22 protein-coding genes and 1 other RNA gene are annotated in these 26,545 nt (G+C 60.3%); 12 read left to right on the forward strand and 11 right to left on the reverse strand.

Annotation, left to right across the window (positions count from 1 at the left end):
- Nucleotides 1-178: 178 nt before the first annotated feature.
- The 4 genes from zipA to ffs all read left to right on the forward strand — a co-directional run bounded on the left by zipA (nt 179) and on the right by ffs (nt 5,162).
- Nucleotides 179-1,033 carry a cell division protein ZipA gene (zipA, locus tag BK665_RS04600; protein WP_123403296.1) on the forward strand — a complete coding sequence of 285 codons (855 nt, stop codon included), beginning with the start codon at nt 179-181 and terminating at the stop codon, nt 1,031-1,033.
- A 224-nt stretch (nt 1,034-1,257) separates the two neighbouring features.
- Nucleotides 1,258-3,615: an NAD-dependent DNA ligase LigA gene (ligA, locus tag BK665_RS04605; RefSeq protein ID WP_123403298.1), complete on the forward strand. Its 2,358-nt coding sequence runs from the start codon at nt 1,258-1,260 to the stop codon at nt 3,613-3,615.
- Nucleotides 3,616-3,768: 153 nt separating this feature from the next.
- Nucleotides 3,769-4,932 (forward strand): zinc-binding metallopeptidase family protein, encoded by a 1,164-nt coding sequence (locus tag BK665_RS04610; RefSeq protein ID WP_123403300.1) that lies wholly within the window; start codon nt 3,769-3,771, stop codon nt 4,930-4,932.
- Nucleotides 4,933-5,065: 133 nt separating this feature from the next.
- Nucleotides 5,066-5,162: signal recognition particle sRNA small type (ffs, locus tag BK665_RS04615), an RNA gene on the forward strand.
- Between the two features lie 183 nt (nt 5,163-5,345).
- Here the strand turns inward: ffs and BK665_RS04620 are convergent.
- Both BK665_RS04620 and BK665_RS04625 read right to left on the reverse strand, forming a co-directional pair.
- The gene (locus tag BK665_RS04620) at nt 5,346-6,257 is read right to left on the reverse strand and encodes a DUF2167 domain-containing protein (protein WP_123403302.1); all 912 of its coding nucleotides are present in this window, start codon (nt 6,255-6,257) and stop codon (nt 5,346-5,348) included.
- Between the two features lie 161 nt (nt 6,258-6,418).
- The gene (locus BK665_RS04625; protein ID WP_123403304.1) at nt 6,419-6,733 is read right to left on the reverse strand and encodes a helix-turn-helix domain-containing protein; all 315 of its coding nucleotides are present in this window, start codon (nt 6,731-6,733) and stop codon (nt 6,419-6,421) included.
- Nucleotides 6,734-7,147: 414 nt separating this feature from the next.
- Between BK665_RS04625 and BK665_RS04630 the strand changes: the two genes are divergently transcribed.
- On the forward strand, nt 7,148-8,848 hold the full coding sequence (locus tag BK665_RS04630; RefSeq protein WP_123403306.1) for a putative bifunctional diguanylate cyclase/phosphodiesterase: 1,701 nt from the start codon (nt 7,148-7,150) through the stop codon (nt 8,846-8,848).
- A gap of 143 nt (nt 8,849-8,991) precedes the next feature.
- Here the strand turns inward: BK665_RS04630 and BK665_RS04635 are convergent, their stop codons facing one another.
- Nucleotides 8,992-9,741, reverse strand: a complete 750-nt coding sequence (locus BK665_RS04635) for a substrate-binding periplasmic protein (RefSeq protein ID WP_123403308.1) — start codon at nt 9,739-9,741, stop codon at nt 8,992-8,994.
- A 144-nt stretch (nt 9,742-9,885) separates the two neighbouring features.
- On the opposite strand from BK665_RS04635, the gene dnaX reads away from it, so the two are divergent.
- From dnaX to BK665_RS04660, 5 genes are all read left to right on the forward strand, one after another.
- A complete protein-coding gene (gene dnaX / locus BK665_RS04640) occupies nt 9,886-11,958 on the forward strand; it encodes a DNA polymerase III subunit gamma/tau (protein WP_123403310.1) in 2,073 nt (690 codons plus the stop codon).
- Nucleotides 11,959-12,024: 66 nt separating this feature from the next.
- Nucleotides 12,025-12,363: a YbaB/EbfC family nucleoid-associated protein gene (locus tag BK665_RS04645; protein WP_123403312.1), complete on the forward strand. Its 339-nt coding sequence runs from the start codon at nt 12,025-12,027 to the stop codon at nt 12,361-12,363.
- Between the two features lie 262 nt (nt 12,364-12,625).
- Entirely contained in the window at nt 12,626-13,660 is a 1,035-nt protein-coding gene (gene curA / locus BK665_RS04650; RefSeq protein ID WP_123403314.1) for an NADPH-dependent curcumin/dihydrocurcumin reductase, read from the forward strand.
- Nucleotides 13,661-13,725: 65 nt separating this feature from the next.
- Nucleotides 13,726-14,328, forward strand: a complete 603-nt coding sequence (gene recR / locus BK665_RS04655; RefSeq protein WP_123403316.1) for a recombination mediator RecR — start codon at nt 13,726-13,728, stop codon at nt 14,326-14,328.
- 184 nt (nt 14,329-14,512) lie between these two features.
- On the forward strand, nt 14,513-15,661 hold the full coding sequence (locus BK665_RS04660; protein WP_123403317.1) for an acyl-CoA dehydrogenase family protein: 1,149 nt from the start codon (nt 14,513-14,515) through the stop codon (nt 15,659-15,661).
- A gap of 123 nt (nt 15,662-15,784) precedes the next feature.
- On the opposite strand, the gene BK665_RS04665 is transcribed toward BK665_RS04660, so the two are convergent.
- Both BK665_RS04665 and fnr read right to left on the reverse strand, forming a co-directional pair.
- Nucleotides 15,785-16,333, reverse strand: coding sequence for an adenine phosphoribosyltransferase (locus BK665_RS04665; protein WP_123403319.1), 549 nt, complete (start codon nt 16,331-16,333; stop codon nt 15,785-15,787).
- 79 nt (nt 16,334-16,412) lie between these two features.
- A complete protein-coding gene (fnr, locus tag BK665_RS04670) occupies nt 16,413-17,144 on the reverse strand; it encodes a fumarate/nitrate reduction transcriptional regulator Fnr (RefSeq protein WP_123403321.1) in 732 nt (243 codons plus the stop codon).
- A 155-nt stretch (nt 17,145-17,299) separates the two neighbouring features.
- Here fnr and BK665_RS04675 point away from each other — a divergent pair, with 155 nt between their 5' ends.
- Nucleotides 17,300-17,782, forward strand: a complete 483-nt coding sequence (locus BK665_RS04675; protein ID WP_123403323.1) for a hypothetical protein — start codon at nt 17,300-17,302, stop codon at nt 17,780-17,782.
- Here the strand turns inward: BK665_RS04675 and hemN are convergent.
- The 6 genes from hemN to ccoG form a co-directional block, all read right to left on the reverse strand.
- Nucleotides 17,779-19,161 (reverse strand): oxygen-independent coproporphyrinogen III oxidase, encoded by a 1,383-nt coding sequence (hemN, locus tag BK665_RS04680; protein ID WP_123403325.1) that lies wholly within the window; start codon nt 19,159-19,161, stop codon nt 17,779-17,781. The two genes, BK665_RS04675 and hemN, sit on opposite strands and share 4 nt — an antisense overlap.
- A 188-nt stretch (nt 19,162-19,349) precedes the next feature.
- Nucleotides 19,350-20,033: a sulfite exporter TauE/SafE family protein gene (locus BK665_RS04685; protein ID WP_123403327.1), complete on the reverse strand. Its 684-nt coding sequence runs from the start codon at nt 20,031-20,033 to the stop codon at nt 19,350-19,352.
- Nucleotides 20,026-20,244, reverse strand: a complete 219-nt coding sequence (gene ccoS, locus BK665_RS04690; RefSeq protein WP_047531427.1) for a cbb3-type cytochrome oxidase assembly protein CcoS — start codon at nt 20,242-20,244, stop codon at nt 20,026-20,028. Before ccoS ends, BK665_RS04685 begins: the two co-directional genes overlap by 8 nt.
- A 24-nt stretch (nt 20,245-20,268) precedes the next feature.
- Nucleotides 20,269-22,719, reverse strand: coding sequence for a heavy metal translocating P-type ATPase (locus BK665_RS04695; RefSeq protein WP_123403329.1), 2,451 nt, complete (start codon nt 22,717-22,719; stop codon nt 20,269-20,271).
- A gap of 140 nt (nt 22,720-22,859) precedes the next feature.
- The gene (locus BK665_RS04700; RefSeq protein WP_123403332.1) at nt 22,860-23,399 is read right to left on the reverse strand and encodes a FixH family protein; all 540 of its coding nucleotides are present in this window, start codon (nt 23,397-23,399) and stop codon (nt 22,860-22,862) included.
- An 11-nt stretch (nt 23,400-23,410) separates the two neighbouring features.
- Nucleotides 23,411-24,826, reverse strand: a complete 1,416-nt coding sequence (gene ccoG / locus BK665_RS04705) for a cytochrome c oxidase accessory protein CcoG (protein WP_123403333.1) — start codon at nt 24,824-24,826, stop codon at nt 23,411-23,413.
- A 714-nt stretch (nt 24,827-25,540) separates the two neighbouring features.
- Between ccoG and BK665_RS04710 the strand changes: the two genes are divergently transcribed.
- A complete protein-coding gene (locus BK665_RS04710; protein WP_123403335.1) occupies nt 25,541-26,545 on the forward strand; it encodes a metallophosphoesterase family protein in 1,005 nt (334 codons plus the stop codon).

Below are 26,545 nucleotides of genomic sequence, written 5' to 3' on the forward strand. Positions count from 1 at the left end.
CTCAAGCCATTGTGACAGACGGTGTAAAGTTGCCTTTGGTCGTGCTAGTTTAATGTCAATTTTTCGTATACGTGGGCAAAACGCCTGTCAGAACATAGAGTTGGCGCCACGTTTTAAAGCGGTTTGCACGTTGTAAACCCCTTATTTTTCAGCATTTTTTATAGAGGCACGGGATTACATGGAAATCGGTCTGCGCGAGTGGCTGATCGTCATCGGCATTATTGTCATTGCCGGTATTCTTTTCGATGGCTGGCGTCGCATGCGCGGCGGCAAGGGAAAACTTAAATTCCGTCTTGACCGAAGTCTGTCCAACCTGCCGGACGAGGACACCAGCGCCGAGCTGTTGGGCCCGCCCCGGGTGCTGGATACCCATAAAGAGCCGCAACTGGACGAGCACGATCTGCCGTCGGTGAGCATGCCGGCCCGGGAGCCCCGTGAGTCGGGTTCCAAGCGCGGCAAGCGTGGCCACAGCGAACCTTCCCAGGGTGACATGAACCTCAGTCTGGACCTGGACGGCGGCCCGAGCTTCAGCAGTCGTGACAACGATTTTCCGGACGACAGCAAGCCTTCGCCATCGGTCAGCGACAAAGAACAGCCGCAAGCCGAAGAAGTATTGGTGATCAGCGTGATCTGCCGCGACGCCGCCGGCTTCAAAGGCCCGGCGCTGTTGCAGAACATTCTGGAAAGTGGCCTGCGTTTCGGCGAGATGGATATTTTCCACCGCCACGAAAGCATGGCTGGCAACGGTGAAGTGCTGTTCTCCATGGCCAATGCGGTCAAGCCGGGCATCTTTGATCTGGACGACATCGACCATTTCAGCACCCCGGCGGTGAGCTTCTTCCTCGGCCTGCCAGGCCCGCGTCATCCGAAGCAAGCCTTCGACGTGATGGTGGCCGCGGCACGCAAGCTGTCCCAGGAACTGAACGGCGAACTGAAGGACGACCAGCGCAGCGTTTTGACCGCCCAGACCATTGAGCACTATCGTCAGCGCATCGTTGAGTTTGAACGTCGCGCATTGACCCAGAAACGATAAAGGCAAAAGGGCTGTTGTGGCGAGGGGGCTTGCCCCCGTTGGGTTGCGAAGCGGCCCCAAAACCATGGCGCCCGTTGTGCCAGATAAAACACGATCACAATATTTGCGACTGCTTCGCAGTCGAACGGGGGCAAGCCCCTCGCCACATGGTGCAAGCCTTTAGGCTATCGTGATTAGAAAATTGAGCAGCCTCGGCTGCTCTTTTGCTTTATGAGAGAACACCCATGACCGCCGCCAAAAACCGCATTCTAGAGCTGCGCGCTGAGCTGGATCAGCACAACTATCGCTATCACGTGATGGACGAGCCGAGCATTCCGGACGCCGAGTACGATCGGTTGTTCCATGAGCTCAAGGCCCTGGAAGCGGCCAACCCCGAACTGATCACCAGCGACTCGCCGACCCAGCGTGTCGGCAGCGCAGCGTTGTCGGCGTTCACCCAGGTGCGCCACGAAGTGCCCATGCTCAGCCTCGGCAACGCCTTCGAAGAAACCGACATGCGCGAATTCGATCGCCGGGTGACCGAAGGCCTGGACCTGCCGGCAGGCGATCTGTTCGGGGGCGGCGCGGCGGTGGAATATAGCTGCGAACCCAAGCTCGATGGCCTGGCGGTCAGCCTGTTGTACCAGGACGGCGTGCTGGTGCGCGGCGCCACCCGTGGCGACGGCACCACCGGTGAAGACATCAGCGTCAACGTGCGCACCGTGCGCAACATCCCGCTCAAGCTGCACGGCACCGGTTGGCCGGCGACTCTGGAAGTGCGCGGCGAAGTGTTCATGTCCAAGGCCGGTTTCGAACGGCTCAACGCCACGCAACTGGAAGTCGGCGGCAAGACCTTCGCCAACCCGCGCAACGCCGCGGCCGGCAGCTTGCGTCAGCTGGATTCGAAGATCACCGCCAACCGCCCATTGGAATTCTGCTGCTACGGCATCGGCCAGATCTCGGCGGACATTGCCGACACCCACATCGGCAATCTCAAGCAATTGCAGGTTTGGGGCATGCCGATCAGTCATGAGCTGAAACTGGCTCACGGCATCGATGAATGCCTGGACTACTACCGCGACATCGGCGAACGACGTAATGCGCTGGGCTACGAAATCGACGGCGTGGTGTTCAAGGTCAACAGCATTGCTTCGCAGCGTGAGTTGGGTTTCCGTGCGCGCGAGCCGCGTTGGGCGATTGCCCACAAATTCCCGGCGATGGAAGAACTCACCGAGTTACTCGACGTGGAATTCCAGGTCGGTCGCACTGGCGCCGTGACGCCAGTCGCACGCTTGAAACCGGTCAAAGTGGCCGGCGTGACCGTGGCTAACGCGACGTTGCACAACATGGACGAAGTGGCGCGTCTGGGCTTGATGATTGGCGACACCGTGATCATCCGCCGCGCCGGCGATGTGATTCCGCAAGTGGTGCAAGTGGTCCTTGAGCGTCGTCCGGACAATGCCCGGCCGGTGCAGATTCCGGAACAGTGCCCGGTGTGCGGTTCCCATGTCGAGCGCACGCAACTGGTCAAGCGCAGCAAGGGCCGCGAAACCGTCAGCGAAGGTGCGGTGTACCGCTGTGTCGGCCGCCTGGCCTGTGGCGCGCAACTCAAGCAAGCGATCATCCATTTCGTCTCCCGTCGCGCCATGGACATCGAAGGCCTGGGCGACAAGAGCGTCGAGCAATTGGTGGATGAAGGTCTGGTCAGTTCTCCGGCCGATCTGTACGCCCTGAAATTCGAAGACATCGTTGACCTGGAAGGCTTTGCCGAGCTGTCGAGCAAGAAACTGCTCAGCGCAATCCAGGACAGCAAGCAGCCGAGCCTGGCGCGCTTCATCTACGCCCTCGGCATCCCCGATGTCGGCGAAGAGACGGCCAAGGTGCTGGCTCGGTCCCTGGGTTCGCTGGAGCGGGTCCAGCAAGCGTTGCCGCAGGTGCTGACGTACCTGCCGGACGTCGGCCTCGAAGTGGCGTATGAGATTCACAGCTTCTTTGAAGATGCGCACAACCAGCAGGTGATCGCGGAGCTGCTCAAGCACGGTTTGCAGATTCAGGATCAGGGTGAACTGGGCGCCGAGTTTTCCGCCAGCACCACGCTGGGTGGTTTCCTCGACAAACTGCACATTCCGTCGGTAGGACCGGGCGGGGCGCAGAAACTGGCGGACAAGTTCGGTTCGCTGGAAGGCGTGTTCGGCGCTGACTGGCTGGACATGCGTCAGGCATTGCCGGAGAAACAGGCGAATTCGGTTCGGGATTTTTTCGCGCTTCCGGAAAATCGCCAGATTGCTCAAGCCGCTGAAAAGCAGTTGCGTGATTTCGGCATGCATTGGCAAAGCGAAAAGAAAGTCGTCGAAGGCTTGCCGCTGGCTGGGCAGACTTGGGTATTGACCGGTTCGCTGGAATTGATGAGCCGTGATGTGGCCAAGGACAAACTTGAAAGCCTTGGCGCCAAGGTGGCGGGTTCGGTGTCGGCCAAGACCCATTGCGTGGTCGCCGGGCCGGGGGCGGGCTCCAAATTGGCCAAGGCCAATGAATTGGGCTTGAAGGTGCTGGATGAAGAGGCGTTTGTCGAGTTCCTGCGTAAGCACGACATTTCGGTGTGATGCCCTTCGCGAGCGAGCCCGCTCCCACAGGATTGCGTAAACCCTGTGGGAGCGGGCTTGCTCGCGAAAGCGATATTTGCCGTTGCGCAAAAAGCGGGAACGATCGGCTAGCTGAAATGATCTAGTCTTGGCACCCCTCAGGGAGAGTTCGCCATGTACCGTTTCTTCGAACAGCTCAGTTCCCGCATCGCCGCGCCCTTCGCCGGCGAGAGTTCGCGCAACAGCAAGGTCTGGCATTGCCGCTGCGGGCAATCGTTGTTCTTCAGCAACAGCCAATGCCTGGCCTGCTCGGCGGCGCTGGGCTATCAGCCGCAACAGAGTCGCCTGTCGTCGCTGCAACCCGGCCCGCAAGCGGACACCTGGCTGCTCGATGTCGATCCCGAGGCAGGGCTGTTTCGTCGCTGTGCCAATCTCGATTCCCCGGCGGCCTGCAACTGGCTGCTCCCGGCCAACGACCATGATGCGCTGTGCATCGCGTGCAGCCTGAACCACACCATCCCCGATCTATCGATCCCCGAAAACCCTGAACGCTGGCGCAAGGTCGAGACGGCCAAGCGGCGCCTCGTCGCGCAACTGGTCAGCCTCGGTTTGCAGGTCATCCCCAAGACCGTGGATGAAGAAACCGGCCTGGCCTTCGACTTCATTGGCGTCGACCTCGAAGGCAAGCCGCCGACCACCGGACACGCCAACGGCCTGATCACCCTCGACATCAAGGAAGCCGACGACGCTCACCGCGAGCAATTGCGGGTGCAGATGCATGAACCCTATCGCACGCTGCTCGGGCATTTTCGCCACGAAGTCGGGCATTACTACTGGGATCGACTGATCGCCAACAGCCAGTGGCTGGAGCCGTTTCGCGGCCTGTTTGGCGACGAACGCGCCAGCTATGCCGACTCTCTCGAGCGGCACTACCAACAAGGCGCGCCGCTGGACTGGCAGCAACATTGCGTCAGTGCCTACGCGACCATGCATCCCTGGGAAGACTGGGCCGAAACCTGGGCGCACTACCTGCACATGATGGACGCCGTGGACACTGCCCTGGGCTTTGGTATGAGCGCCCGGGAGATGGACTTCGATTACCAGCCATTCCCGCTCAGCACCCTCTACGACCCCCAGCATCCCGGCGGCGCGGCGTTTCTGTCGTTCGTCAACGCGTGGATCGAGCTGGCCGGCATGCTCAACGAATTGTCCCGCAGCATGGGCCAGCCGGATTTCTACCCGTTCGTCCTGCCGCCGGCGGTGATTGCCAAGCTGCACTTTATCCACCTGGTGATCCAGCAGGAGGGCGGTCGGGCGGATGAGGTGTTAGCGCAATAAGCGCGGCTTTTCGGGGCCGGCGCATGTCATTGACCTGATTCATATTTTTAATCTGGGCCGAACGGTTGTAACTTCGTCTCAGATAGGTACAATGGCGCCGTTCGCCGTCAGGTGAATGTCGTTATGGTGACTCCATCGGTCCCCCCGCAACGATTACCCGTGAACCTGGTCAGATCCGGAAGGAAGCAGCCACAGCGGGAACATTGTGTGCCGGGGTGTGGCTGGTGGGGTTGCCTCCATAACGCCATGTCTTCAGCCTCGAAGATGTGAGCGCGCAATACCCGCCGATGTATCTCGAATAAAAAACTCTATTCCTGTTTGTCTGCTGCGTTGTCCTGTAGCGGTTTTTTCATGCCTGGCGTTTGCGAATCCTGCGCTGCCAGGTCACCCGGCAGCACAGCATGCCAATAGGCTCAGGAAGACTTGCGGCTGAACAGCTTGCGCACAAATCCTGCGATGACCACCAGGCCGACGATCACGAACTTCTTCGCGGCCAGCAGGAAGATGCCGATCTTGGCAAACAGCCCGGCCTTGGCCGCCAGGCCGCCGCCCACCAGAGCTGCCAGGCCATAAGACGCCAATTTGTCGGTGCCGGGGCTGTAGTCGGTGTACAGGTTGCCGTCGGTGAAGTTGGTGAAGTCGATGACTTTCGGCAATTCCTGCTTGATGGTCGGCAGATCCGCCATGGCGGCGACGGCGTTCAGTTCCAGCACGCCTTTGCGGCCCAGCACGCGAATGCTGTAGTTCAGCGTGCTGTCTTTGGCGTCATCGGATTTCAGTTCCCGGGCCCAGTACATTTTGTGGGTGGTTTCGTCATAGTGCGGCTGCTCGGCCCAGCCCAGCAGGTGCAGGGCGGCATAGCCGTCCTTCTGGCGCGCCTTGTTGTCTTCCTCGTCCTCTGCCTGCATTTGCTTGAGCAGGTCGGCATAGTCGATTTTTGCCGCGTCCTCGTCGGAAATATGCCCGTCATCCTTGTAGCTGACGATCACGCCCCAGCCGCTGGCGGTCAGTGGGTTGACGGCTTTTGGAATGATCATGCCCAGGGTCTTGTGGCCAGGTGGATTGCCCCAACCCTCGGTCAGCAGGCGTTCCGTGTCTTTCGGGTCCAGGTAATAAAACTCGTCGTTGAGTTTCAACGTGGCAATGCCGGAGGGCAGGGTGATGGTGCCGTGCTGTTGTTTCAGGGTGGCGAGAAACTGTGCGGGCGTTTGCTCGGCCTGGACCGCTTCAGTCGGGGTTGTCGGCGGAGTATTGCTGGCGGCCTGCGCGGGGCTGTGCAATGCGCACAACAATGCGGCCATGAGGATTGGGCGGAGGTGTTTCATCGTATTCCCTTACATTTTGAATTAATTTCGCGCGGAGAATATCGGATGGCCACTATCGATGCACGTTCTTCAATGCGCCAGGTGTGAGGATTTTCAGGCGCTGCAAAGTACAAAAGGCAGATTTATCGATTTCGACAAATCTGCCTTTTTCATTACTGGCACTAAGGCTTGGACAAGGCCTGGTCAACCGCAGCGATCAGCTTTCCCAGATCCTTTGAGGTGGCTTTGTGTATGACGCTGAACAGGTACGCCCGCTGTTCGTCTTCATCGCCCAAATCTGCGAAAAACGCTTTCAGCTTCACGCCCAGCACATCGGCAAGCAGGAACAATGCCTCCACGCTGGGGGTATAGGTGCCGGTTTCGAAGCGGCTGATGGTTTTGGGGTCAAAACCGGTTTTTTCGCCGAGTTCAGCCTGAGTAAGCCCCGCGACCTTGCGATAGCGTCGGATGGCCGGACCCAAACTTGAAATTTGCATCGCTCAATTCCCATTTAGAATCAAGAACTTAACGATAGATTTTTGCATTAGACAACTGCATGATCCATCACCTTGTCTTGCAAAATGTGATGTATTTCGTAGAATCGCCGCTCAAAGGGGACATTTGGTGACCTGCTTTCAGAAGTTGAGGCGATACGAAACCGCCAGCGTTGCGTTCCATCGCCGGGTGTGGAGAAGCCATGAGTGGCCCGAAAGCCTTGCAAAATGTTGCCCGGACCGCCGTTTCCAACTTCGCCGAGGCCTTTGAGCCTAGTTGATCTTCGACTGCCCCGGGGCCATCAAATGCTGTCATGGAGTAAGCACGTGTCTCTGCGCAGTCCGTCTCAAAACATCTCTTCCGGGCATTGTGTGCTGGTCGAGCGGTATCACCGCTAGCGACAGCGAGCCTGACTCATGGATGAGAAATACCGCAGGGCCGTGGACGCCGCCGCCATCTTTTCCGAGACGGATCTGAACGGCCGGATTACCTACGTCAACGATCAGTTCTGCGCCATCTCCGGCTATCGCCGCGAGGAGCTGATCGGGCAAGACCACAGTCTGCTGAATTCCGGCCTGCACTCCGCCGATTTCTTCGCCACCCTGTGGCGCACCATCGCCCTGGGCAACGTCTGGAAGGGAGAGATCTGCAACCGCGCCAAGGATGGCAGCCTGTATTGGGTCGACAGCACCATGGTGCCGGTGCTCAATGACGCCACCGGCCGGGTGGACCGTTACCTGTCGATTCGTTTCGATATCAGCGAAAAACGCCAGTTGCTGCATTCCCTGCAATGGCGGGTCGGGCATGACGTGCTGACAGGGTTGCCCAATCGCGCGTTTCTCTCGGACCTGCTGGACCAGGCGCTGGAGTTTTCCCGCCAGGAAAACATTCCGCTGGCGGTGTGCATGCTCGATCTCGATGGCTTCAAAGCGGTCAACGATGGCTACGGTCATGCCAGTGGCGATCTGTTGCTGGTGGAAGTGGCCAAGCGCCTGCGCGCCATTGTGCGCGGCGAAGACGTGGTGGCGCGGCTGGCCGGTGACGAGTTTGTGTTGGTGTTGCGTTACGTGCGCGACCTGCCGGAACTTCGCGCGGCGCTGAATCGGGTGCTGGGGGCGATCTCGGCGCCGTATTCGCTGCATGGCAAGAGCATCAATGTGTTCGCCAGTATTGGCGTGACCCTGTTCCCCTACGACCACGAAGATGCCGAAACCCTGTTGCGTCACGCCGATCAGGCGATGTACGTGGCCAAACAGCGCGGGCGCAACCGTTTTCACCTGTTTGATGTGTCCCGGGACCAGGAGGTCAAGGTCACGCACCAGACAGTTGCGCGGGTGCGCCAGGCGTTGGCCTCTGGGGAATTGCGCCTGTATTTCCAGCCCAAGGTGAACATGCGCCGTGGCGAAGTGGTCGGTTTCGAGGCGTTGCTGCGTTGGCAGCACCCGCAAAACGGCCTGGTGCCACCCCGGGATTTCCTGCCGCTGGTGGAGGAAACCGACCTGATCATCGACATCGGCGAATGGGTGATGGATCAGGTCCTGACACAATTGCACCGCTGGCAGCAGGCGGGGCAGGGCTGGCCGATCAGCATCAATATTGCAGCGCGGCATTTTCAGCGGGCGGATTTCGTCGAACGGCTGCAGCAGGTACTCGCTCGCCATGCCCAGGTCCCGCCGCAAATGCTGGACCTGGAAATCGTCGAGTCGGTGGCGGTGGAGAATATCCAGCATGTCAGCGCCTGCTTGCAGGCCTGTCAGGCCCTCGGCGTGCAGTTTTCACTGGGGGATTTTGGCACCGGTTACTCGTCCCTCAGCTACCTCAAGCGCTTGCGCACGCAGACCATCAAAATCGATAAATCCTTTGTGCGCGACATTCTTCACGATCGTGACGACCTGGCCCTGACCACCGCCGTGATCGGCCTGGCCCGGGCGTTTGGCCGGCAGGTGATTGCCGAGGGGTTGGAGAGTGTCGAGCATGGTCGATTGCTGCTGGAACTGGGCTGCGAAGTGGCCCAGGGGTATTTCATCGCCAGGCCGATGCCGCCTGCCGAAGTGCCGGAGTGGGTGGCCGGGTTTGTTGCGCCGGTGGAGTGGCGGGAATTGGATCAGGTTGGCTGAGTCTTCTGATCACCACGAATCCCGGGTGGGAGCGGGCTTGCTCGCGAAAGCGGTGTATCAGTCAACATCAATGCTGTATGACACACCGCTTTCGCGAGCAAGCCCGCTCCCACAGGGTTTCAGTGTTAATCGGTAAGATCGGCTCAAGGCGTACCAGGCCCCTCACCGGTATACAGTCCAATAATGTCATCAATCTCCCCCGACATTTTCATCCGCAGCAACGTGCGCAATATCCGCTGCACCGGCACACCCGGGTCGTTGCGCACGTAGCAGCCGACATTCTGTTCCTGCAACACCGCCACCGCTTGCAATTGCCCGCCGGACATCAGGCGCTGGTTGAACCAGTCCAGGGTCCATTGATTAGTGACGGCGTAGCGATAGCGTCCGACCAGGAGTTTATCCAGGACCTGTTCCTGATTACGCGCGTCTTCGCGTTGCAACTGGCCTGCGTCGAACAGCGGTTGCAGTGTCGGATAGATGTAGCCGAGCACCGTGCCGATGGACTCATGTTTCAGGCTGGCGGGGACAACTGACGTGGGCGCGCCTTGTCGGCTGACTAGCAGGTCGCGCTGCAGAAACAGTGGAATGCTCCAGATGTAATCCCCGGACTGGTTCGGCAGCCACGACTGCGCGGCATAGCAGCGCACATCGACTTCGCCGTGTTCCATGGCGCCCTGCACCCGGGCCCGGGGCAGCACGTGAAATTCGGCAGGCACGCCAACCTGGGTCGCGAGGCTGAGCATGATGTCGTAGAGGATGCCTTGGGTCGGTCGGCCCCGCTCCAGTTGCACCATCGGCATGGCCCAACTGTCGGCCATGACAAAACGCACAGGCGCGTCGGCGGCTGCGACATTCAGGCTGATCCACAATAAAGCCCCCAAGGCCAACCGCATAAACGCTCCGGTACTGATAAACCCCGAGCCGAAAATAGCCCCCCAAAGTGCAGCTTAGCCAGATTAGACGAGCACACCGGATGCAATTTCGGGCCTGCTCCGCTAGCATTAGCCGCTTATGTTCCTTCGTTGCGACGGTTTTCGATGAGTTATCAGGTTCTTGCACGTAAATGGCGTCCGCGCTCGTTCCGCGAAATGGTCGGCCAGACCCATGTGCTCAAGGCTCTGATCAATGCCTTGGACAGCCAACGGCTGCACCACGCCTACCTGTTTACCGGGACGCGCGGTGTCGGCAAGACCACCATCGCACGAATCATTGCCAAATGCCTGAACTGTGAAACAGGTATCACTTCGACGCCCTGCGGCGAGTGCTCGGTGTGCCGCGAGATCGATGAAGGGCGCTTTGTCGACCTGATCGAGATCGACGCCGCGAGCCGGACCAAGGTCGAGGACACCCGCGAACTGCTCGACAACGTGCAGTACGCCCCGAGCCGCGGGCGCTTCAAGGTCTACCTGATCGACGAAGTGCACATGCTCTCCAGCCATTCCTTCAATGCGCTGTTGAAAACCCTCGAAGAGCCGCCGCCCTACGTCAAGTTCATCCTGGCGACCACCGATCCGCAGAAACTTCCGGCAACGATTCTTTCCCGGTGTCTGCAATTCTCGCTGAAGAACATGACCCCGGAACGGGTGGTCGAGCATTTGACCCACGTCCTCGGTGTCGAACAGGTGCCGTTCGAAGATGACGCACTGTGGCTGCTGGGCCGTGCCGCCGATGGTTCGATGCGTGACGCCATGAGCCTCACCGACCAGGCCATCGCCTTCGGTGAAGGCAAGGTCATGGCCGCCGACGTGCGGGCGATGCTCGGTACGCTGGATCATGGCCAGGTGTTTGATGTCTTGCATTCGCTGATCGAAGGCGACGCCAAGGCGTTGCTCGAAGCCGTGCGTCACCTGGCCGAGCAAGGCCCGGACTGGAACGGCGTGCTCTCGGAAATTCTCAACGTGCTGCACCGGGTCGCCATCGCCCAGGCCTTGCCGGAAGGCGTCGACAACGGCCATGGCGACCGTGACCGGGTGTTGGCTCTGGCCCAGGCCTTGCCGGCCGAAGACGTGCAGTTTTATTACCAGATGGGCCTGATTGGCCGCCGCGACTTGCCGTTGGCGCCCGACCCACGGGGTGGCTTCGAAATGGTCCTGCTGCGTATGCTGGCCTTCAGGCCGGCGGATACGACGGACGCCCCGAGGCAACCGCTAAAGACAGTGGGGATCAGCCAGGCCACAGTTGATTCCGCAAATTCAGTGGCTGCCGCGCCGAAAGTTGCGCCGGTAGCCCCTGCGGCAGTTGCCCCGGTTGTACCTGCGCCTGTTGCGGCTCCGGCCCCTGAACCAAAGCCTGAACCGGTTGCGCCAGTGGTCGTGCCCGAACCCGTGGTTGAAGCGGTCGCGGTTGCACCTGTGGTCGACCTGCCGTGGAATGACCCGGTTGAACCCGAAGTGGTCCAGCAGCCGGCCGTCGAGCCAGTGCTGGAAACCGCCAGCGAGCAACCTGAATTGCCGCCGATGCCAATGCCCACGCCGGACAGCGTGGTGCCGGACGCGCCGGAATGGGCCGCCGCGCCGATCCCTGAGCCGTCCGTGGCCGAAGTCGATGCCGCCACCCCGGGCATCGACGATGATGAGCCGCCGCTGGACGAGGATTACATCGAGCCGGACATCGACTCGGCCTACAGCTACCTGGACGAACTGGCCAGCGAGCACACCGCCGAACCGACGCCGGAACCCGAGCCGGAGCCCGCCGCGATGCCGGCCACCGGCCTGGCGCTGCAATGGCTGGAGCTGTTCCCGAAATTGCCGATTTCCGGCATGACCGGCAGCATCGCCGCCAACTGCACGCTGATCGCCGTCGATGGCGACCATTGGCTGTTGCACCTGGACCCGGCCCACAGCGCCTTGTTCAACGCGACCCAGCAACGGCGCCTGAACGATGCCTTGAACCAGTTCCACGGCCGCACGTTGACCCTGACCATGGAGCTGATCAAGCCCGAGCAGGAAACCCCGGCCCAGGCTGCGTCCCGTCGTCGGGTGAACCGGCAGCGCGAGGCCGAGGAATCGATCCACGGTGATCCGTTCATCCAGCAGATGATGCAGCAGTTCGATGCCGTGGTGCGTAACGATACTATTGAACCTGTCGAAGCCCTGGTCAGTCAGGGCTAATAACTGAAGGCGTTCGGCCACATCCGCCGGGCGACGTTTTAATCCAAGTACTTTGAGGTGATTACCATGATGAAAGGTGGCATGGCCGGCCTGATGAAGCAGGCACAGCAGATGCAGGAAAAAATGGCCAAGATGCAGGAAGAACTGGCCAACGCCGAAGTCACCGGTAAGGCCGGTGGCGATATGGTCACCGTGGTGATGACCGGTCGTCACGACGTCAAGCGCGTGACCATCGACCCAAGCCTGGTAGAAGGCCTGAGCGAAGACGACAAAGAGATGCTGGAGGCCGTGTTCGCCGCCGCCGTCAACGATGCCGTGCGCAAGATCGAAGCCAACAGCCAAGACAAAATGGGCAGCGTGACCGCTGGCATGCAACTGCCGCCGGGTATGAAACTGCCATTCTGATTCGCCAAGGCGAGTTGGATGGGTTACAAAAAATGCCAGGCATTGCGCCTGGCATTTTCGTTTCCGGCTGATGAAGATGTGTTGCCGGGGAGGGCGCCTTCGCGAGCAAGCCCGCTCCCACAGTTGGAACTCGGTCACCTGTGGGAGCGGGCTTGCCCGCGAAGAAGTCGACTCGGTCCCACTGAATAAACATCGAACGCCATACCGCCACAACGGTCTGCACCCTATACCGCAAAATTCACCGATCACAGGAGACGCTCACATGCCACAAGCATTGACCCTCAACCAACGTATCGTCCTGGTGTCCCGCCCGGTGGGCGCGCCGACCCCGGAGAATTTTCGCCTGGAGCGTGTCGCGCTGCCGGACCTGGCCGACGGTCAGGTGTTGCTCAAGACCCTTTACCTGTCCCTCGACCCCTACATGCGCGGTCGCATGAGTGACGCGCCGTCCTACGCTGCACCGGTGGAAATCGACGAGGTGATGACCGGCGGTGCTGTCAGCCGCGTCGAGCGCTCGCTGAATCCGAAATTCCTGGAAGGTGATCTGGTGGTCGGCTCCACCGGTTGGCAGAGCCACAGCATCAGCGATGGCCGCAACATCATTCCGATCCCGTCCGGGCTGCCGAGCCCGTCGATGGCGCTGGGTGTACTGGGGATGCCGGGTATGACGGCCTATATGGGCCTGATGGACATCGGCCAGCCCAAGGCCGGCGAAACCCTGGTCGTCGCTGCGGCGTCCGGTGCCGTGGGCTCGGTGGTCGGCCAGGTGGCGAAGATCAAAGGCCTGCGGGTGGTCGGCGTGGCCGGTGGTGCGGACAAGTGCCGCTACGTGGTCGAGGAGTTGGGCTTCGACGCCTGCATCGACCACAAAAGCGAAAGCTTCGCCAATGACCTGGCCCTGGCCTGTCCAAAAGGCGTCGACATCTACTTCGAAAACGTCGGCGGAAAGGTCTTCGATGCCATCGTGCCGCTGCTCAACGCCAAGGCGCGGATTCCGCTCTGTGGCCTGATTGCCGGTTATAACGCCCATGAAGCGCCGAGTGGCCCGGATCGCCTGCCGCAATTGCAACGTGCCTTGCTGACCAAGCGCGCGCGGATCCAGGGCTTTATCGTGTTCGATGACTACGGTGATCGCCAACCCGAGTTCGTCAGCGCCATGGCACCGTGGGTGCGCGACGGCAAGGTCAAGTTCCGCGAAGACGTGGTCGATGGCCTGGAGCAGGCGCCCGAGGCGTTCATCGGTCTGCTGGAAGGTCGCAACTTCGGCAAACTGGTGGTGCGGGTCGCCCAGGACTGAGTATTTGACGCTGGCCAGAGGCGCGGGTATAAACCGCGTCTCGTTGTTTTGTCGGACTTTTCCCCATGAGCTTCAGCCCTCTGATTCGCCAACTGATCGATGCCCTGCGAACGTTGCCGGGTGTGGGTCAGAAAACCGCCCAGCGCATGGCGTTGCAACTGCTCGAGCGCGATCGCAGTGGCGGCTCGCGCCTGGCGCTGGCCTTGAGCCAGGCCATGGAAGGGGTCGGTCACTGTCGCTTGTGCCGCACGCTGACCGAAGACGACCTGTGCCCGCAATGCGCCGACAACCGCCGCGACGACACCTTGTTGTGCGTGGTGGAAGGTCCGATGGATGTCTACGCCGTGGAGCAGACCGGTTTTCGCGGTCGCTACTTCGTGCTCAAGGGCCATTTGTCGCCACTCGACGGCCTCGGGCCAGAAGCCATCGGCATTCCGCAATTGCTGGCGCGGATCGAAGAGGCGGGCACCTTTGCCGAAGTCATCCTGGCCACCAACCCGACGGTGGAAGGTGAAGCCACGGCGCATTACATCGCCCAGTTGCTCAGCAACAAAGGCCTGATTGCCTCGCGCATTGCCCATGGCGTGCCGCTGGGTGGCGAGCTGGAATTGGTGGATGGCGGGACGTTGGCGCATTCGTTTGCGGGGCGTAAGCCGATTGCCTTGTAGTGTTTGAGCTGACGCCTTCGCGAGCGAGCCCGCTCCCACATTGGATTTGTGTACGCCGCAAATCCCCTGTGGGAGCGGGCTTGCTCGCGAAGGGCGCACCTCGGTCAATCTGATTCACACAATCCTGTTGAAAACCAAGCAAGCGCTCGGTTAACGTCGCTGAACCCTTCAGTGGAGTTCGCCGATGCCTGCCTTTCAGGAATACTTCGACCCCAGCCACCAATTGGTCCGCGACAGCGTCAGGCGTTTCGTCGAGCGCGAGATCCTGCCGGACATCGATCAGTGGGAAGAAGCCGAAAGCTTCCCCCGGGAGCTGTACCTCAAGGCCGGCGCGGCGGGGATTCTCGGCATCGGTTACCCCGAAGCCCTGGGCGGCAGTCACGAAGGTGATCTGTTCGCCAAGGTCGCCGCCAGCGAAGAGCTGATGCGTTGTGGCTCCGGCGGTTTGGTGGCGGGCCTGGGTTCCCTGGACATAGGTCTGCCGCCGATTCTCAAATGGGCCAGGCCCGAGGTCCGAGACCGGGTGGTGCCCCAGGTGTTGGCTGGCGAGAAAATCAGCGCCCTGGCCATCACCGAACCCAGTGGCGGTTCCGATGTGGCCAACCTGCAAACCCGCGCCGTGCGCGACGGCGACTGGTATCGGGTCAGTGGCAGCAAAACCTTTATCACCAGCGGCGTCCGTGCGGATTTCTACACCGTGGCGGTGCGCACCGGTGAGCCGGGTTTCGGCGGCATCAGCCTGTTGTTGATCGAGAAAGGGACGCCGGGTTTCACCGTCGGCCGGCAACTGAAGAAAATGGGCTGGTGGGCGTCGGACACCGCCGAATTGTTCTTCGATGATTGCCGGGTGCCCGTAGGAAATCTGATCGGTGCCGAGAACATGGGCTTCGCCTGCATCATGGGCAACTTCCAGAGCGAGCGACTGGCCCTGGCGCTGATGGCCAACATGACCGCGCAACTGGCGCTGGAAGAGAGCCTGAAGTGGGCGCGTCAACGAGAGGCCTTTGGCAAGCCGATCGGCAAGTTCCAGGTACTCAAGCACCGTCTCGCGGAAATGGCCACGGCGCTGGAGGTGTCGCGGGAATTCACCTATCGCCAAGCGGCGAAGATGGCCGCAGGGCAGAGCGTGATCAAGGAGATTTCCATGGCCAAGAATTTCGCCACCGACACGGCGGATCGCATCACCACGGATGCGGTGCAGATTCTGGGGGGATTGGGGTATATGCGCGAGAGTCTGGTGGAGCGGCTGTATCGGGATAACCGGATCCTGTCGATTGGCGGCGGGACGCGGGAAGTGATGAACGAGATCATCAGCAAGCAGATGGGGCTTTGATCCTGCGGTATTGCTGCTGACGCTTTCGCGAGCAAGCCCGCTCCCACATTGGACTTGTGGTGTTCACAAAACCCCTGTAGGAGCGAGGCTTGCCCGCGAAGGCGTCCTAACAGGCGCCGCGCCTTACTGCTCGCTCAACGCAAACTGCGTCAGGCAAAACGTGGGAATCCCCATATCTTCCAACCGCTGCGACCCACCCAACTCCGGCAGATCAATAATCGCCGCCGCTTCATGCACCCGCGCGCCCATGCGGCGGATCAGGTTCGCCGCCGCAATCAAGGTGCCGCCGGTCGCAATCAGGTCATCGAACATCACCACCGAATCACCCTCGCACAGGCTGTCGGCGTGCACTTCGAGGAAGGCTTCCCCGTATTCGGTTGCGTAACCTTCGGCCAGGACGTCCGCCGGCAATTTGCCCTGCTTGCGGAATAGCACCAGCGGCTTGTTCAACTGATAAGCCAACACCGAACCGATCAGGAAGCCCCGGGCGTCCATCGCGCCGATGTGGGTGAAGTCGGCCTCGACGTAACGGTGGGCGAAGCTGTCCATCACCAGGCGCAGGGCCGTGGGCGATTGGAACAGGGGAGTGATGTCGCGAAAGATCACGCCCGGCTTGGGGAAGTCGATCACGGGACGGATCAGGGATTTGATGTCGAAGGAGTCGAAGACCATCGTCGAGTTGTCCTGGCAGGCTGCAAACGACGCAGTATAACGGCGGCTGAACCGTTTCGCTCAGCCGCAATTGCACTAATCAGTCGAGAGAACCGCCGGCCAGGGCGCAGAGCTGGATCGGGTCGAGAATATGGATTTCCTTGCCCTCGGCGGCGATCAGTTCGTTTTGCTGGAAGCGGGTGAACACCCGGGACACGGTTTCCACCGCCAGGCCCAGGTAATTGCCGATTTCGTTGCGCGACATGCTCAGGCGAAACTGGTTGGCCGAGAAACCACGGGCGCGGAAGCGTGCGGACAGGTTGACCAGGAACGTGGCGATGCGCTCGTCGGCGGTTTTCTTCGACAGCAGCAACATCATTTGCTGGTCATCGCGGATTTCGCGGCTCATCACCCGCATCAACTGCCGGCGCAGTTGCGGCAGTTGCACGGCCAGTTCGTCGAGGCGTTCGAAGGGGATTTCACAGACCGAGGTGGTTTCCAGCGCTTGGGCCGACACCGGGTGCTTCTCCGTGTCCATGCCCGACAGACCGACCAGTTCGCTCGGCAAGTGGAAACCGGTGAGCTGTTCTTCGCCGCCATCGCTGAGGCTGAAGGTCTTCAGGGCGCCGGAGCGAACTGCATAAACGGAATCGAACGTGTCGCCCTGGCGGAACAGGAACTCGCCTTTCTTCAGCGGGCGACCACGTTTAACGATTTCGTCCAGCGCATCCATGTCTTCCAGATTCAAAGAAAGTGGCAAGCAGAGGGGAGCCAGGCTGCAATCCTTGCAATGGGCCTGGCTGTGAGCGCGCAGTTTAACTGGCTCAGACATTTCTTTAATCCTTGTGGGAAAACACACATAAGCCGTAAGGGTAACTCACGGGAGGACATTCAGGCCAGCGAACGGCAATTTTGCCTTCGACAGGTTAAGCCGGGGGCCGGGTGGCCGATAACCTGTCTACTGATCGCCTGCAAGGAACCGCATTCATGTCCGCCATTGGCACGCTGAACCCCGGTAGCGGCGGCTTGTTGTCGTCGCTCGACACGTCGAAACTCGCGCCGGTGAGTGACGCGGATATCAGTGCGCAGAACGCCGACACTCCGACTAAAGTCGAAGGCATCAAAGTGTCGCTGTCCGGTGCCGGCATTGAAAAATCCGCCGAAGCCAAGGGCGAAAACAGCGACATCGAAGAAAGCGGTTTGCCGGACAACATTCAGCAGATCCTGAAAATGATTCGCAAATTGCAGCAGCAGGTCGCCGAGAAACTGGCCGAAATGCAGGCCGTGATGAAAGACAAACGGCTGAGCCCGGAAGAAAGAAAGGCCAAGCTCGGCGCCTTGCAAGCGTTTATCAACAACCTCAATGGCGGCCTGATCGTCGCCAACACCGCGCTCAGTAAAGCGATGAAGCAGGCGGGCCTGACGCCGGAGCAAATCCTCAAAGCGGCGTCGCTGGCCATGAAGTCCTAAATTACCCGCGAGAATCGCTGGCGATTCTGCTGCTCCAGGTAGGCATCAAACACCATGCACACCGAACGCACCAACAGGCGTCCGGCGGGCAGAACGGTAATCCGCTCGCTGCCCAGTTCGATCAGGCCGTCCTTGGCCATTTCCTGCAACTGCGGCCAGAGTTCGCTGAAATAGCCGCGGAAATCGATGTTGAAGGCCTGTTCGATCCCGGCGAATTCCAGGCTGAAATGGCAGATCAATTGCTGAATCACTGCTCGACGCAGGCGATCGTCGGCGTTGCACAGCAGACCACGGTTGGTCGCCAGTTGCGCCGAGGCCAGGGTGTTCTGGTACAGGTTCAAGTCGCTGCTGTTCTGGCAGTACAGGTCGCCGATCTGGCTGATCGCCGACACCCCGAGCCCGATCAAATCGCAATGACCGTGGGTGGTGTAGCCCTGGAAGTTGCGCTGCAGGGTCGACTCTTCCTGGGCAATCGCCAGTTCGTCGTCGGGCAGGGCGAAGTGGTCCATGCCGATGTAGCGGTAGCCGGCGTTGGTCAGTTGTTCGATGGTGCCCTGAAGCATTTCCAGTTTCTGCGCCGGGGTCGGCAGTTCGGCACTGTTGATCCGTCGTTGCGGCAGGAAACGTTCCGGCAGGTGTGCGTAGTTGAACACCGAGAGCCGGTCCGGTTGCAGGGCGATGACTTCATCCACCGTTCGGGCGAAGTTTTCCGGGGTCTGGCGCGGCAAGCCGTAGATCAGGTCAATGTTGATCGAGCGAAATTGCAAGGTCCGCGCGGCGTCGATCACGGCGCGGGTTTCTTCCAGGCTTTGCAGGCGATTGACCGCCCGCTGCACCGCCGGGTCGAGGTCTTGCAAGCCGATGCTGACCCGGTTGAAACCCAGTTCCCGCAGCAGGCCCATGGTCGACCAGTCGGCTTCCCTTGGGTCGATTTCGATGCCGTAGTCACCAGAATCGTCGTCGAGCAAATTGAAGTGCTTGCGTAGCTGCGCCATCAATTGGCGCAGTTCATCGTGGCTGAGAAAGGTTGGGGTGCCACCGCCGAAATGCAGTTGCTCGACCTTTTGCGCCGGGTCCAGGTGGCAGGCGATCAACTGGATCTCCTGTTCCAGACGCTGCAAGTAGGGAAGTGCGCGGCCACGGTCCTTGGTGATGACTTTGTTGCAGGCGCAGTAGTAGCAGATGTTCGCGCAGAACGGCACGTGCACATACAACGACAGCGGCCGTAGCGCCTTGCGGCTGTCGCGCAGGGCGTGGAACAGGTCGAACGTGCCGACCTGACTGGTGAATTGCACGGCGGTCGGGTACGAGGTATAGCGCGGTCCCGACAGGTCGTAACGGCGAATCAGATCAGTGTCCCAACGAATGGCGTCGAGCATGCGGGCATTCCCCCGGATAGGCTTGCAGTGGCTGCGAGTCTATGGGGTGCGGCGTTGGGGCATCTTGATTTGCATCAACGGTCGATCTATGTGGCTAGTGCGGGCCTCTTCGCGGGGCAAGCCCGCTCCCACAGGGGAATGCATTTCAATGTGGGAGCGGGCTTGCTCGCGAAGGGCGCGCCGCCGATCTAATGCCCCATCAGCCAATGCTGATGCGGCCCCGGCAATGTCCAGATCCCGAACAGAATCACCAGCAACCCGCCACTCATCCGCACACTGCGCTTGCGCAACAATGCCGTCACCCGCTCAGCCGCGAGTCCCGTGGCCAGCAACACCGGCCAGGTCCCGAGCCCGAACGCCAGCATCAACAATGCGCTATCAACTGCATTCCCTTGGCTCGCCGCCCACAACAACGTGCTGTAAACCAGCCCGCACGGCAACCAGCCCCAGAGTGCGCCCAGCAGCAGGGCGCGGGGCAGGGTCGACACCGGCAGCAGTTTGTTGGCAATCGGCTGGATATGCCGCCACAGGACGCGGCCGAGGCTTTCGATACGGGTCAGGCCGCTCCACCAGCCGGCCAGGTACAGGCCCATGGCGATCAGCAGCAGCCCGGCGATAATGCGCATGAACATCGCCGCCGGGCTGTTGGCCACCGCCCAACCCGCCAGGCCGATCAGCAGGCCGGCGGTGGCGTAGCTGAGGATTCGTCCCAGGTTGTAGGCCAGCAGCAGGCGGAAGCGGCGGCTGCGTTGTTCCTTGGGAATCGCCAGGGTCAGGGCGCCCATCAAGCCGCCGCACATGCCCAGGCAATGGCCGCCGCCGAGCAGGCCGAGGATGACCGCTGATACCAGCAGCGGTGCCAGTTCAAGCATGGGGTGGCGCCTTATCGTCAGGTTTGGCCGGGTGGCCGCTGGCCTCGTCGACGGCTGCGGTGTGGTTCGGGTCCTGATCGTCGAACAGAATGCTGTGGGCCGGGCCGTCGAGGTCGTCGTACTGACCGCTGTCCACTGCCCAGAAGAAAATGTAGACGGCGATGGCCACGATCAGCAACGCGGCCGGGATCATCACGTAAAGAGCTGGCATTGGAAGACTCCATGCCCGAGCGGCTCAGGCCGGCAGCGGGCGGGTTTCTGGCGTGGCGCGGGCCTTGGGCGTGCTCGGCATGCGAGTCAGGCGCAGGGCATTGAGCACCACGGTCAACGAACTGATCGACATGCCGACCGCGGCCCACACTGGAGTGATCCAGCCGAGGGCGGCGAATGGCAACATGAGGCCATTGTACAGCCCGGCCCACAGCAGGTTCTCGATGATTACCCGACGAGTCCGGCGCGCCAGGCTGAAGGCTTGCACCAGGGCGTCGAGTCGGTTGGACAGCAGCACGGCGTCGGCGCTGGTTTTTGCCAGATCGGTGGCTGAACCCATGGCCACGCTGATATCGGCGGCGGCCAGCACCGGCACATCGTTGACCCCATCGCCGAGCATCAACACCTTGCGTCCTTCCTTGTGCAACTGTTGCAGCACTTGCAACTTGTCATCGGGACGCAGGCCGCCACGGGCCTCGTCGATACCCAATTCGGCAGCGACGCTGGCGACCATCGGCGAACTGTCGCCGGACAGCAACAACGTGCGCCAGCCCCGGGCCTTGCAGGCCGCGAGCAGCGCCGGGGCGTCGGCGCGCAAACGGTCGTCGAGGACAAACCAAGCCAGCGGCCCGAAGCTGTCGCCGAGCAGCAGCCATTGGCCCGCCTCATTCGGCATCAGCGGCACACTGGCGCCGCTGAGTTCACAGACAAAACCCGGTTGGCCGATGCGCAGGCGTTGTTCGCCGACCAAGCCTTCAAGGCCCAGCCCCGGCGTACTGAGAACTTCTTCGGCGGCCAGCGGCGCGCGGCCAAAGGCCCGGGCGATCGGGTGTTCGGAGCGGTTTTCCAGGGCCGCCGCGAGCCCCAGGCATTCATCGCTGCCCAGGGGACCGAGCGGACGAATCAAACGCAGGGCCAGGCGGCCTTCGGTCAAGGTGCCGGTCTTGTCGAAAATGACCGTGTCGATCTGATTCAAACCTTCCAGCACATGGCCTCGGGTCAACAGCAAGCCGAGTTTGTGCAGTGTGCCGGTGGCCGCGGTCAGCGCGGTCGGCGTGGCCAGGGACAAAGCGCACGGGCAAGTGGCGACGAGCATGGCGAGCACGATCCAGAACGCCCGCGACGAATCCAGTTCCCACCACAGCAGGCCGATGGCGGCGGCGGCAATCAGTGACAGCAGCAGGAACCATTGGGCGGCGCGGTCGGCGATTTCCGCCAGGCGCGGTTTCTCGGCCTGGGCGCGGTCGAGCAGGCGGACGATGGCGGACAGTCGGGTGTCGTGACCCAGCGCCAGCACTTCCACGGTCAACGCGCCCTCGACGTTCAAGGTGCCGGCGGTGACGGCATCGCCCAGGGTGCGCGGTTGCGGCAGGTATTCGCCGGTGAGCAGGGACTCGTCGATGCTCGACTGGCCATCGAGGATCTTGCCATCGGCCGGGAGGATCGCGCCGGGATGCACCAGCACCTGATCGCCGACGCGCAATTCGCTGAGCAGGATCCTTTCGCTCTGGCCATCGGCGCTCAGGCGCAGGCAGGAGGCGGGCAGCAGGTTGACCAGTTGCGCGGTGGCGGCGGCGGTACGTTCCCGGGCGCGGCGCTCCAGGTAGCGCCCGGCCAGCAGGAACAGGGCGAACATGCCGACGGCATCGAAATACAACTCACCGACGCCGGTGATCGAGGTCCAGATCCCGGCGAGATAAGCGCTGCCGATCGCCAGCGACACCGAAACGTCCATGGTCAGGTGTCGGGTGCGCAGGTCGCGCATGGCGCCCTTGAAAAATGGCGCGCAGCTGTAGAAGACGATGGGCGTGGTCAGGAACAGTGCGACCCAGCGCAGGATGGTGTGCAGCTCGGGGCTTAAGTCGATGTTGAATTCCGGCCAGGTGGCCATGGTCGCCATCATCGCCTGGAACCACAGCAAGCCGGCCACGCCGAGTTGGCGCAGGGCCAGACGGTTTTCGCTGGCCAGTTGTTCGCTGGCGCGGTCGGCTTGATAAGGGTGGGCGACGTAACCGATGTGGCGCAGCTCACTGAGCACCTGGCTCAGCGGCAATTGCGCGTCGGCCCAGCGCACATGCAGGCGATGATTGGACAGGTTCAGTCGCGCCTCGGCCACCGCTGGCAAGGCGCGCAGGTGTTTCTCGATCAGCCAGCCGCAGGCGGCGCAGCTAATGCCCTCCATGAGCAACGTGGTTTCGGCGAGTTCACCTTCGTGGCGGACGAAGGGCTTCTGAACGTCGGGACGGTCGTACAGCGCCAGTTCGTCCACCAGTTGCACGGGCAAGGTTTCGGGATTGGACGAGGCTTCGCTGCGATGCTGGTAATAACTTTCCAACCCGCCGGCCACGATGGCTTCGGCCACCGCCTGGCAACCCGGGCAGCAGAACTCGCGGGTTTCACCGAGGACGACGGCGGTGAAGCGGCCGCCGGCCGGGACGGGCAGGGCGCAGTGGTAGCAGGGGGTTGGGGTGGTCATGGGGTTTTCATTATTGCCACTGGATCTGTGTCGTCAGGTAGGGCCTCTTCGCGAGCAAGCCCGCTCCCACAGGGATTTTGTGAACGCCACAAATCCAATGTGGGAGCGGGCTTGCTCGCGAATGCGCGAAGCGCAGGCTTTTACTTTTTCAAATCTTCAGCGCCTTGCAGCGGTTCGTCACCCAGCAGCAGGTCCTTGTCGTGGCTGACCTGTTCTTCCTCGAACATGCGCCAGGTCTTGTCGTCCTGCACGCCCAGCAACTCGACGAAGCGGCGACCTTCAACCTTGTCGCTCATCTGGCCGATGTAGCGGCCCTGTTCGGTTTCGCTGCGGGTCAGGGTGATCTTGCGGTCCTTCTCCGGTTGGGTCGGCGAAATCAGGTTCAGCTCGACGGTCTTGGGCTGGCTGTTGCCGCTCAGGCGCAGATCGACTTCACCGGTCAACTCATCCAGATGCACGTTGGCGCGCAGTTGCAGGGTCTGGGCCAGCAGTTCACGGTCCAGAGAACGGTTGATACCTTTGCCGGCCTCGTAGTAGTTGTCGTTGACCAGGTTGTCCGGATTGTTCACGGCAATGGTCACCATGGACAGGGTCAGGGTCACCGAGCAGGCGAGGATCCCGATGATGATCCACGGCCAAAGATGCTTGTACCAAGGGCTTGCGGCAGTTGCTGCGGGCATGATCACTTCTCTCAACGAATTTGTGGGCCGATGAACCGGCTCTTGGCTTCAACGTGGACGCTGTCGTCATCCGCATCCTTGAGGGTGAATTTCACCTCATTGGTACTCGATGGCAATTGCTCCGGCGCGCTGGACAGCTCCACCGGCTGGCTGAAAATTTCTCCGGCGGCGACTTTGATCTCACGCTTGCCTTGCAGCTTGAGGTCCGGCAGGCCACTGGCTTCCAGCAGGTACGTGTGGTCGCGCTGGTCCTTGTTCATGATCTTCAGGCTGTAGACGTTTTCGATCCGGCCTTCGGCGTTCTCGCGGTACAGCACACGGTCCTTGCTGACATCAAACCCCACCAGCGAACGCATGAAGAACGCGGTCACCAGCAAGCCGATCATGGTCAGCAGCACCAGCGCATAACCAATCAGGCGCGGGCGCAGTTTATGGGTTTTCTGCCCGGACAGGTTGTGTTCGGTGGTGTAGCTGATCAGCCCGCGGGGGTAGTCCATCTTGTCCATGATGCTGTCGCAGGCATCGATGCACGCGGCGCAGCCGATGCACTCGATTTGCAGGCCATCGCGGATGTCGATGCCGGTCGGGCAGACCTGGACGCACATGGTGCAATCGATGCAATCGCCCAGGCCCTGAGCCTTGTAGTCCACGCCTTTCTTGCGCGGACCACGGGATTCGCCGCGACGCGGATCGTAGGAAACGATCAGGGTGTCCTTGTCGAACATGACGCTCTGGAAGCGCGCATACGGGCACATGTAAATGCACACCTGCTCGCGCAGCCAGCCGGCATTGCCGTAGGTGGCGAGGGTGAAGAAGCCGACCCAGAAGTAGGACCAGCCATCGGCCTCACCGGTGAAGAAGTCGATGGTCAGCTCGCGGATCGGCGAGAAGTAACCGACGAAGGTCATGCCGGTGACGAAACCGATCAACAGCCACAGGCTGTGTTTGCTGAGCTTGCGCAGGAATTTGTTGGCGCTCATCGGCGTCTTGTCGAGCTTGATGCGCTGGTTGCGATCGCCTTCGGTGACCTTTTCGCACCACATGAAGATCCAGGTCCAGACACTCTGCGGGCAGGTATAGCCGCACCAGACTCGCCCGGCGTACACGGTGATGAAGAACAGGCCGAAGGCACTGATGATCAGCAGCCCCGAGAGCAGGATGAAATCCTGGGGCCAGAAGGTCGCGCCGAAGATGAAGAATTTACGTTCCGGCAGGTTCCACCACACGGCCTGATGGCCACCCCAGTTCAACCACACCGTGCCGAAGTACAGCAGGAACAACGCGGCACCGCCCATCATCCGCAGGTTGCGGAACAGGCCGGTGAAGGCGCGGGTATAGATCTTTTCTCGAGAGGCGTAGAGGTCGACGCTGTTGTTCGCGTTCTTGTCAGGCGGAGTAACGTCGTGTACCGGAATCTGATTGCTCATCATTGCATCCCACGGCAGTGGAAAAATGCCCCGGTCAGTACATGCCGACCGCGGTCAAAAAGAGGTGTTGCAGTGGCGCAATGATACGCCTGTCGCTCTAGATCAAGGGTGCGACCTTTGGTCGCGTTGGGAGAAAAGCGAAGATGGTGTAGCAGATGTAACAAAGCATGATCCAGATCAATTGACTATAGACGATCCACCATTTGCCTTGAGAGCAGCGCGTTGGCGCTGCTCCGTGTCAGGTGGCGCCTTCAAGTCCTGGGAAGGCGCCCGCCGCCCAGGCCGTCCAGCCCGCCCGAGCCGTTTCCAGGCTCCAGCGCCGAGATGATTTCAGATAGTTGGAAACTGATTTCAGAATTGGACATGTCATTTCTTCCTTGGTGATGACCTGTGAATGTCTTTCGCTGTCCTTGAAAGCTTCACTTTGGAAGGTGGGCTTTCAAGTGGTGAAAAACCTACAGGCCGCGAGGCATTCAGTCGATTAAAAATCGATCGCAAATTGTAACGGTCGCACCCTGAAAAGGGGCCGGCCATTTCATCCCTTGGAAGTGTTGAAAGTATAAAGTTGTTGTTTGTTGTGATTGGTTTCAGAAATATATTAATTTAATTGCCTTGTTTTTTCTGTTTGTGGTTTTTAGGGTTCTGGAATAAGTTGTGGTGAGTGCGCTGATAAGTTGCAGTGCACCTATCAATTAATATTGGAAATGGAATTCTATGAGTATCAAGAAAGGCGCAAGTGTATTTGCGTGTCTGTGGTTATTATCGTTGGCGACGGTTGCGCATTCGATTGAAAACATGCCTCGTCATATGGTCTTTGCTTCCGATCCGCAATACCCCTGGACGGACAAGACCGACAGTCGTGAACCGGAACCGCAAGCGGAGTTTGAGAAGCGTGCAAAATGGCTGGTGGAAACCCAGTTCGCCAGCATTGCCGACTTCCGCAAACAATTTGGTGGTCAGGCAAATGTACCGTTGATGATTAATGGTGATATGACGGCGTTTGGTCATGGCTGGCAGCGTTCATATATCAATTCGACACTGAAAAAGTACTTTGAAAAGGATTACTTGTACGGCCTGGGTAATCACGATTATGCGAATAATGTCGATGACTGTTTTAGTAATAATTGCGCTGCTGGCAGTATCGTTGAGTTTAAGGAGCATCATGAAGGGAAGGTCGATAATTTTGACTTGAAAATAACCGGTGGTTTATTGAATAAGCTGTATTCAGGCAGCCTGGCTTATTCAAAGAATGTCGGTGAGGTTCATCTGGTTCAGCTCAACTTTGAACCCACTTATGAAGTCAATATTTCCCACGCGCTGAATCCAACGACGTTCAATATTACCCATGCACTGGATTGGCTTGAGAGTGATCTGCAAGTGGCCCGGACTCAGGGTTACGCAATCATCATCAACATGCATGCGCCCGACCAATGGAAGGGCACCTGGGAGCAGAAACGGCGTTTCGCGGAGATGGTTGCAAAGTATGAAGTGACGGCCATTTTTGCCGGTCATTACCATGACGAGGGCGGTTCGACACTGTACCTGGGTGGGGTGCCAATGTTTCTCAGTGGCAGCGCTTCCCAGCAAACCTATTTGATTGCCAGTTTTTCCGAGGATCGCAAGCAGCTGCACGTCAATCTTGTGGAAAACAACGAGTGGCACAAGCGTGAGCTGGTGCGGACCGTACCGGTGAAATCGATCTTCGCCAGTCGTCCATGA

It is taken from the genome of Pseudomonas frederiksbergensis, assembly GCF_003732665.1.
Lineage (GTDB): Bacteria > Pseudomonadota > Gammaproteobacteria > Pseudomonadales > Pseudomonadaceae > Aquipseudomonas > Aquipseudomonas frederiksbergensis_G.

Coding starts and splice junctions, on each gene's coding strand:
- hemN (WP_123403325.1), bottom strand. CDS start 19,161: ATGCTCGACGCCATTCGTTGGGACACTGATCTGATTCGCCGTTACGAC.
- BK665_RS04610 (WP_123403300.1), top strand. CDS start 3,769: ATGTACCGTTTCTTCGAACAGCTCAGTTCCCGCATCGCCGCGCCCTTC.
- curA (WP_123403314.1), top strand. CDS start 12,626: ATGCCACAAGCATTGACCCTCAACCAACGTATCGTCCTGGTGTCCCGC.
- BK665_RS04665 (WP_123403319.1), bottom strand. CDS start 16,333: ATGGTCTTCGACTCCTTCGACATCAAATCCCTGATCCGTCCCGTGATC.
- BK665_RS04660 (WP_123403317.1), top strand. CDS start 14,513: ATGCCTGCCTTTCAGGAATACTTCGACCCCAGCCACCAATTGGTCCGC.
- ccoG (WP_123403333.1), bottom strand. CDS start 24,826: ATGAGCAATCAGATTCCGGTACACGACGTTACTCCGCCTGACAAGAAC.
- BK665_RS04710 (WP_123403335.1), top strand. CDS start 25,541: ATGAGTATCAAGAAAGGCGCAAGTGTATTTGCGTGTCTGTGGTTATTA.
- BK665_RS04675 (WP_123403323.1), top strand. CDS start 17,300: ATGTCCGCCATTGGCACGCTGAACCCCGGTAGCGGCGGCTTGTTGTCG.
- zipA (WP_123403296.1), top strand. CDS start 179: ATGGAAATCGGTCTGCGCGAGTGGCTGATCGTCATCGGCATTATTGTC.
- BK665_RS04635 (WP_123403308.1), bottom strand. CDS start 9,741: ATGCGGTTGGCCTTGGGGGCTTTATTGTGGATCAGCCTGAATGTCGCA.
- recR (WP_123403316.1), top strand. CDS start 13,726: ATGAGCTTCAGCCCTCTGATTCGCCAACTGATCGATGCCCTGCGAACG.
- BK665_RS04685 (WP_123403327.1), bottom strand. CDS start 20,033: ATGCTTGAACTGGCACCGCTGCTGGTATCAGCGGTCATCCTCGGCCTG.
- dnaX (WP_123403310.1), top strand. CDS start 9,886: ATGAGTTATCAGGTTCTTGCACGTAAATGGCGTCCGCGCTCGTTCCGC.
- ccoS (WP_047531427.1), bottom strand. CDS start 20,244: ATGCCAGCTCTTTACGTGATGATCCCGGCCGCGTTGCTGATCGTGGCC.
- BK665_RS04700 (WP_123403332.1), bottom strand. CDS start 23,399: ATGCCCGCAGCAACTGCCGCAAGCCCTTGGTACAAGCATCTTTGGCCG.
- BK665_RS04645 (WP_123403312.1), top strand. CDS start 12,025: ATGATGAAAGGTGGCATGGCCGGCCTGATGAAGCAGGCACAGCAGATG.
- BK665_RS04695 (WP_123403329.1), bottom strand. CDS start 22,719: ATGACCACCCCAACCCCCTGCTACCACTGCGCCCTGCCCGTCCCGGCC.
- ligA (WP_123403298.1), top strand. CDS start 1,258: ATGACCGCCGCCAAAAACCGCATTCTAGAGCTGCGCGCTGAGCTGGAT.
- fnr (WP_123403321.1), bottom strand. CDS start 17,144: ATGTCTGAGCCAGTTAAACTGCGCGCTCACAGCCAGGCCCATTGCAAG.
- BK665_RS04620 (WP_123403302.1), bottom strand. CDS start 6,257: ATGAAACACCTCCGCCCAATCCTCATGGCCGCATTGTTGTGCGCATTG.
- BK665_RS04625 (WP_123403304.1), bottom strand. CDS start 6,733: ATGCAAATTTCAAGTTTGGGTCCGGCCATCCGACGCTATCGCAAGGTC.
- BK665_RS04630 (WP_123403306.1), top strand. CDS start 7,148: ATGGATGAGAAATACCGCAGGGCCGTGGACGCCGCCGCCATCTTTTCC.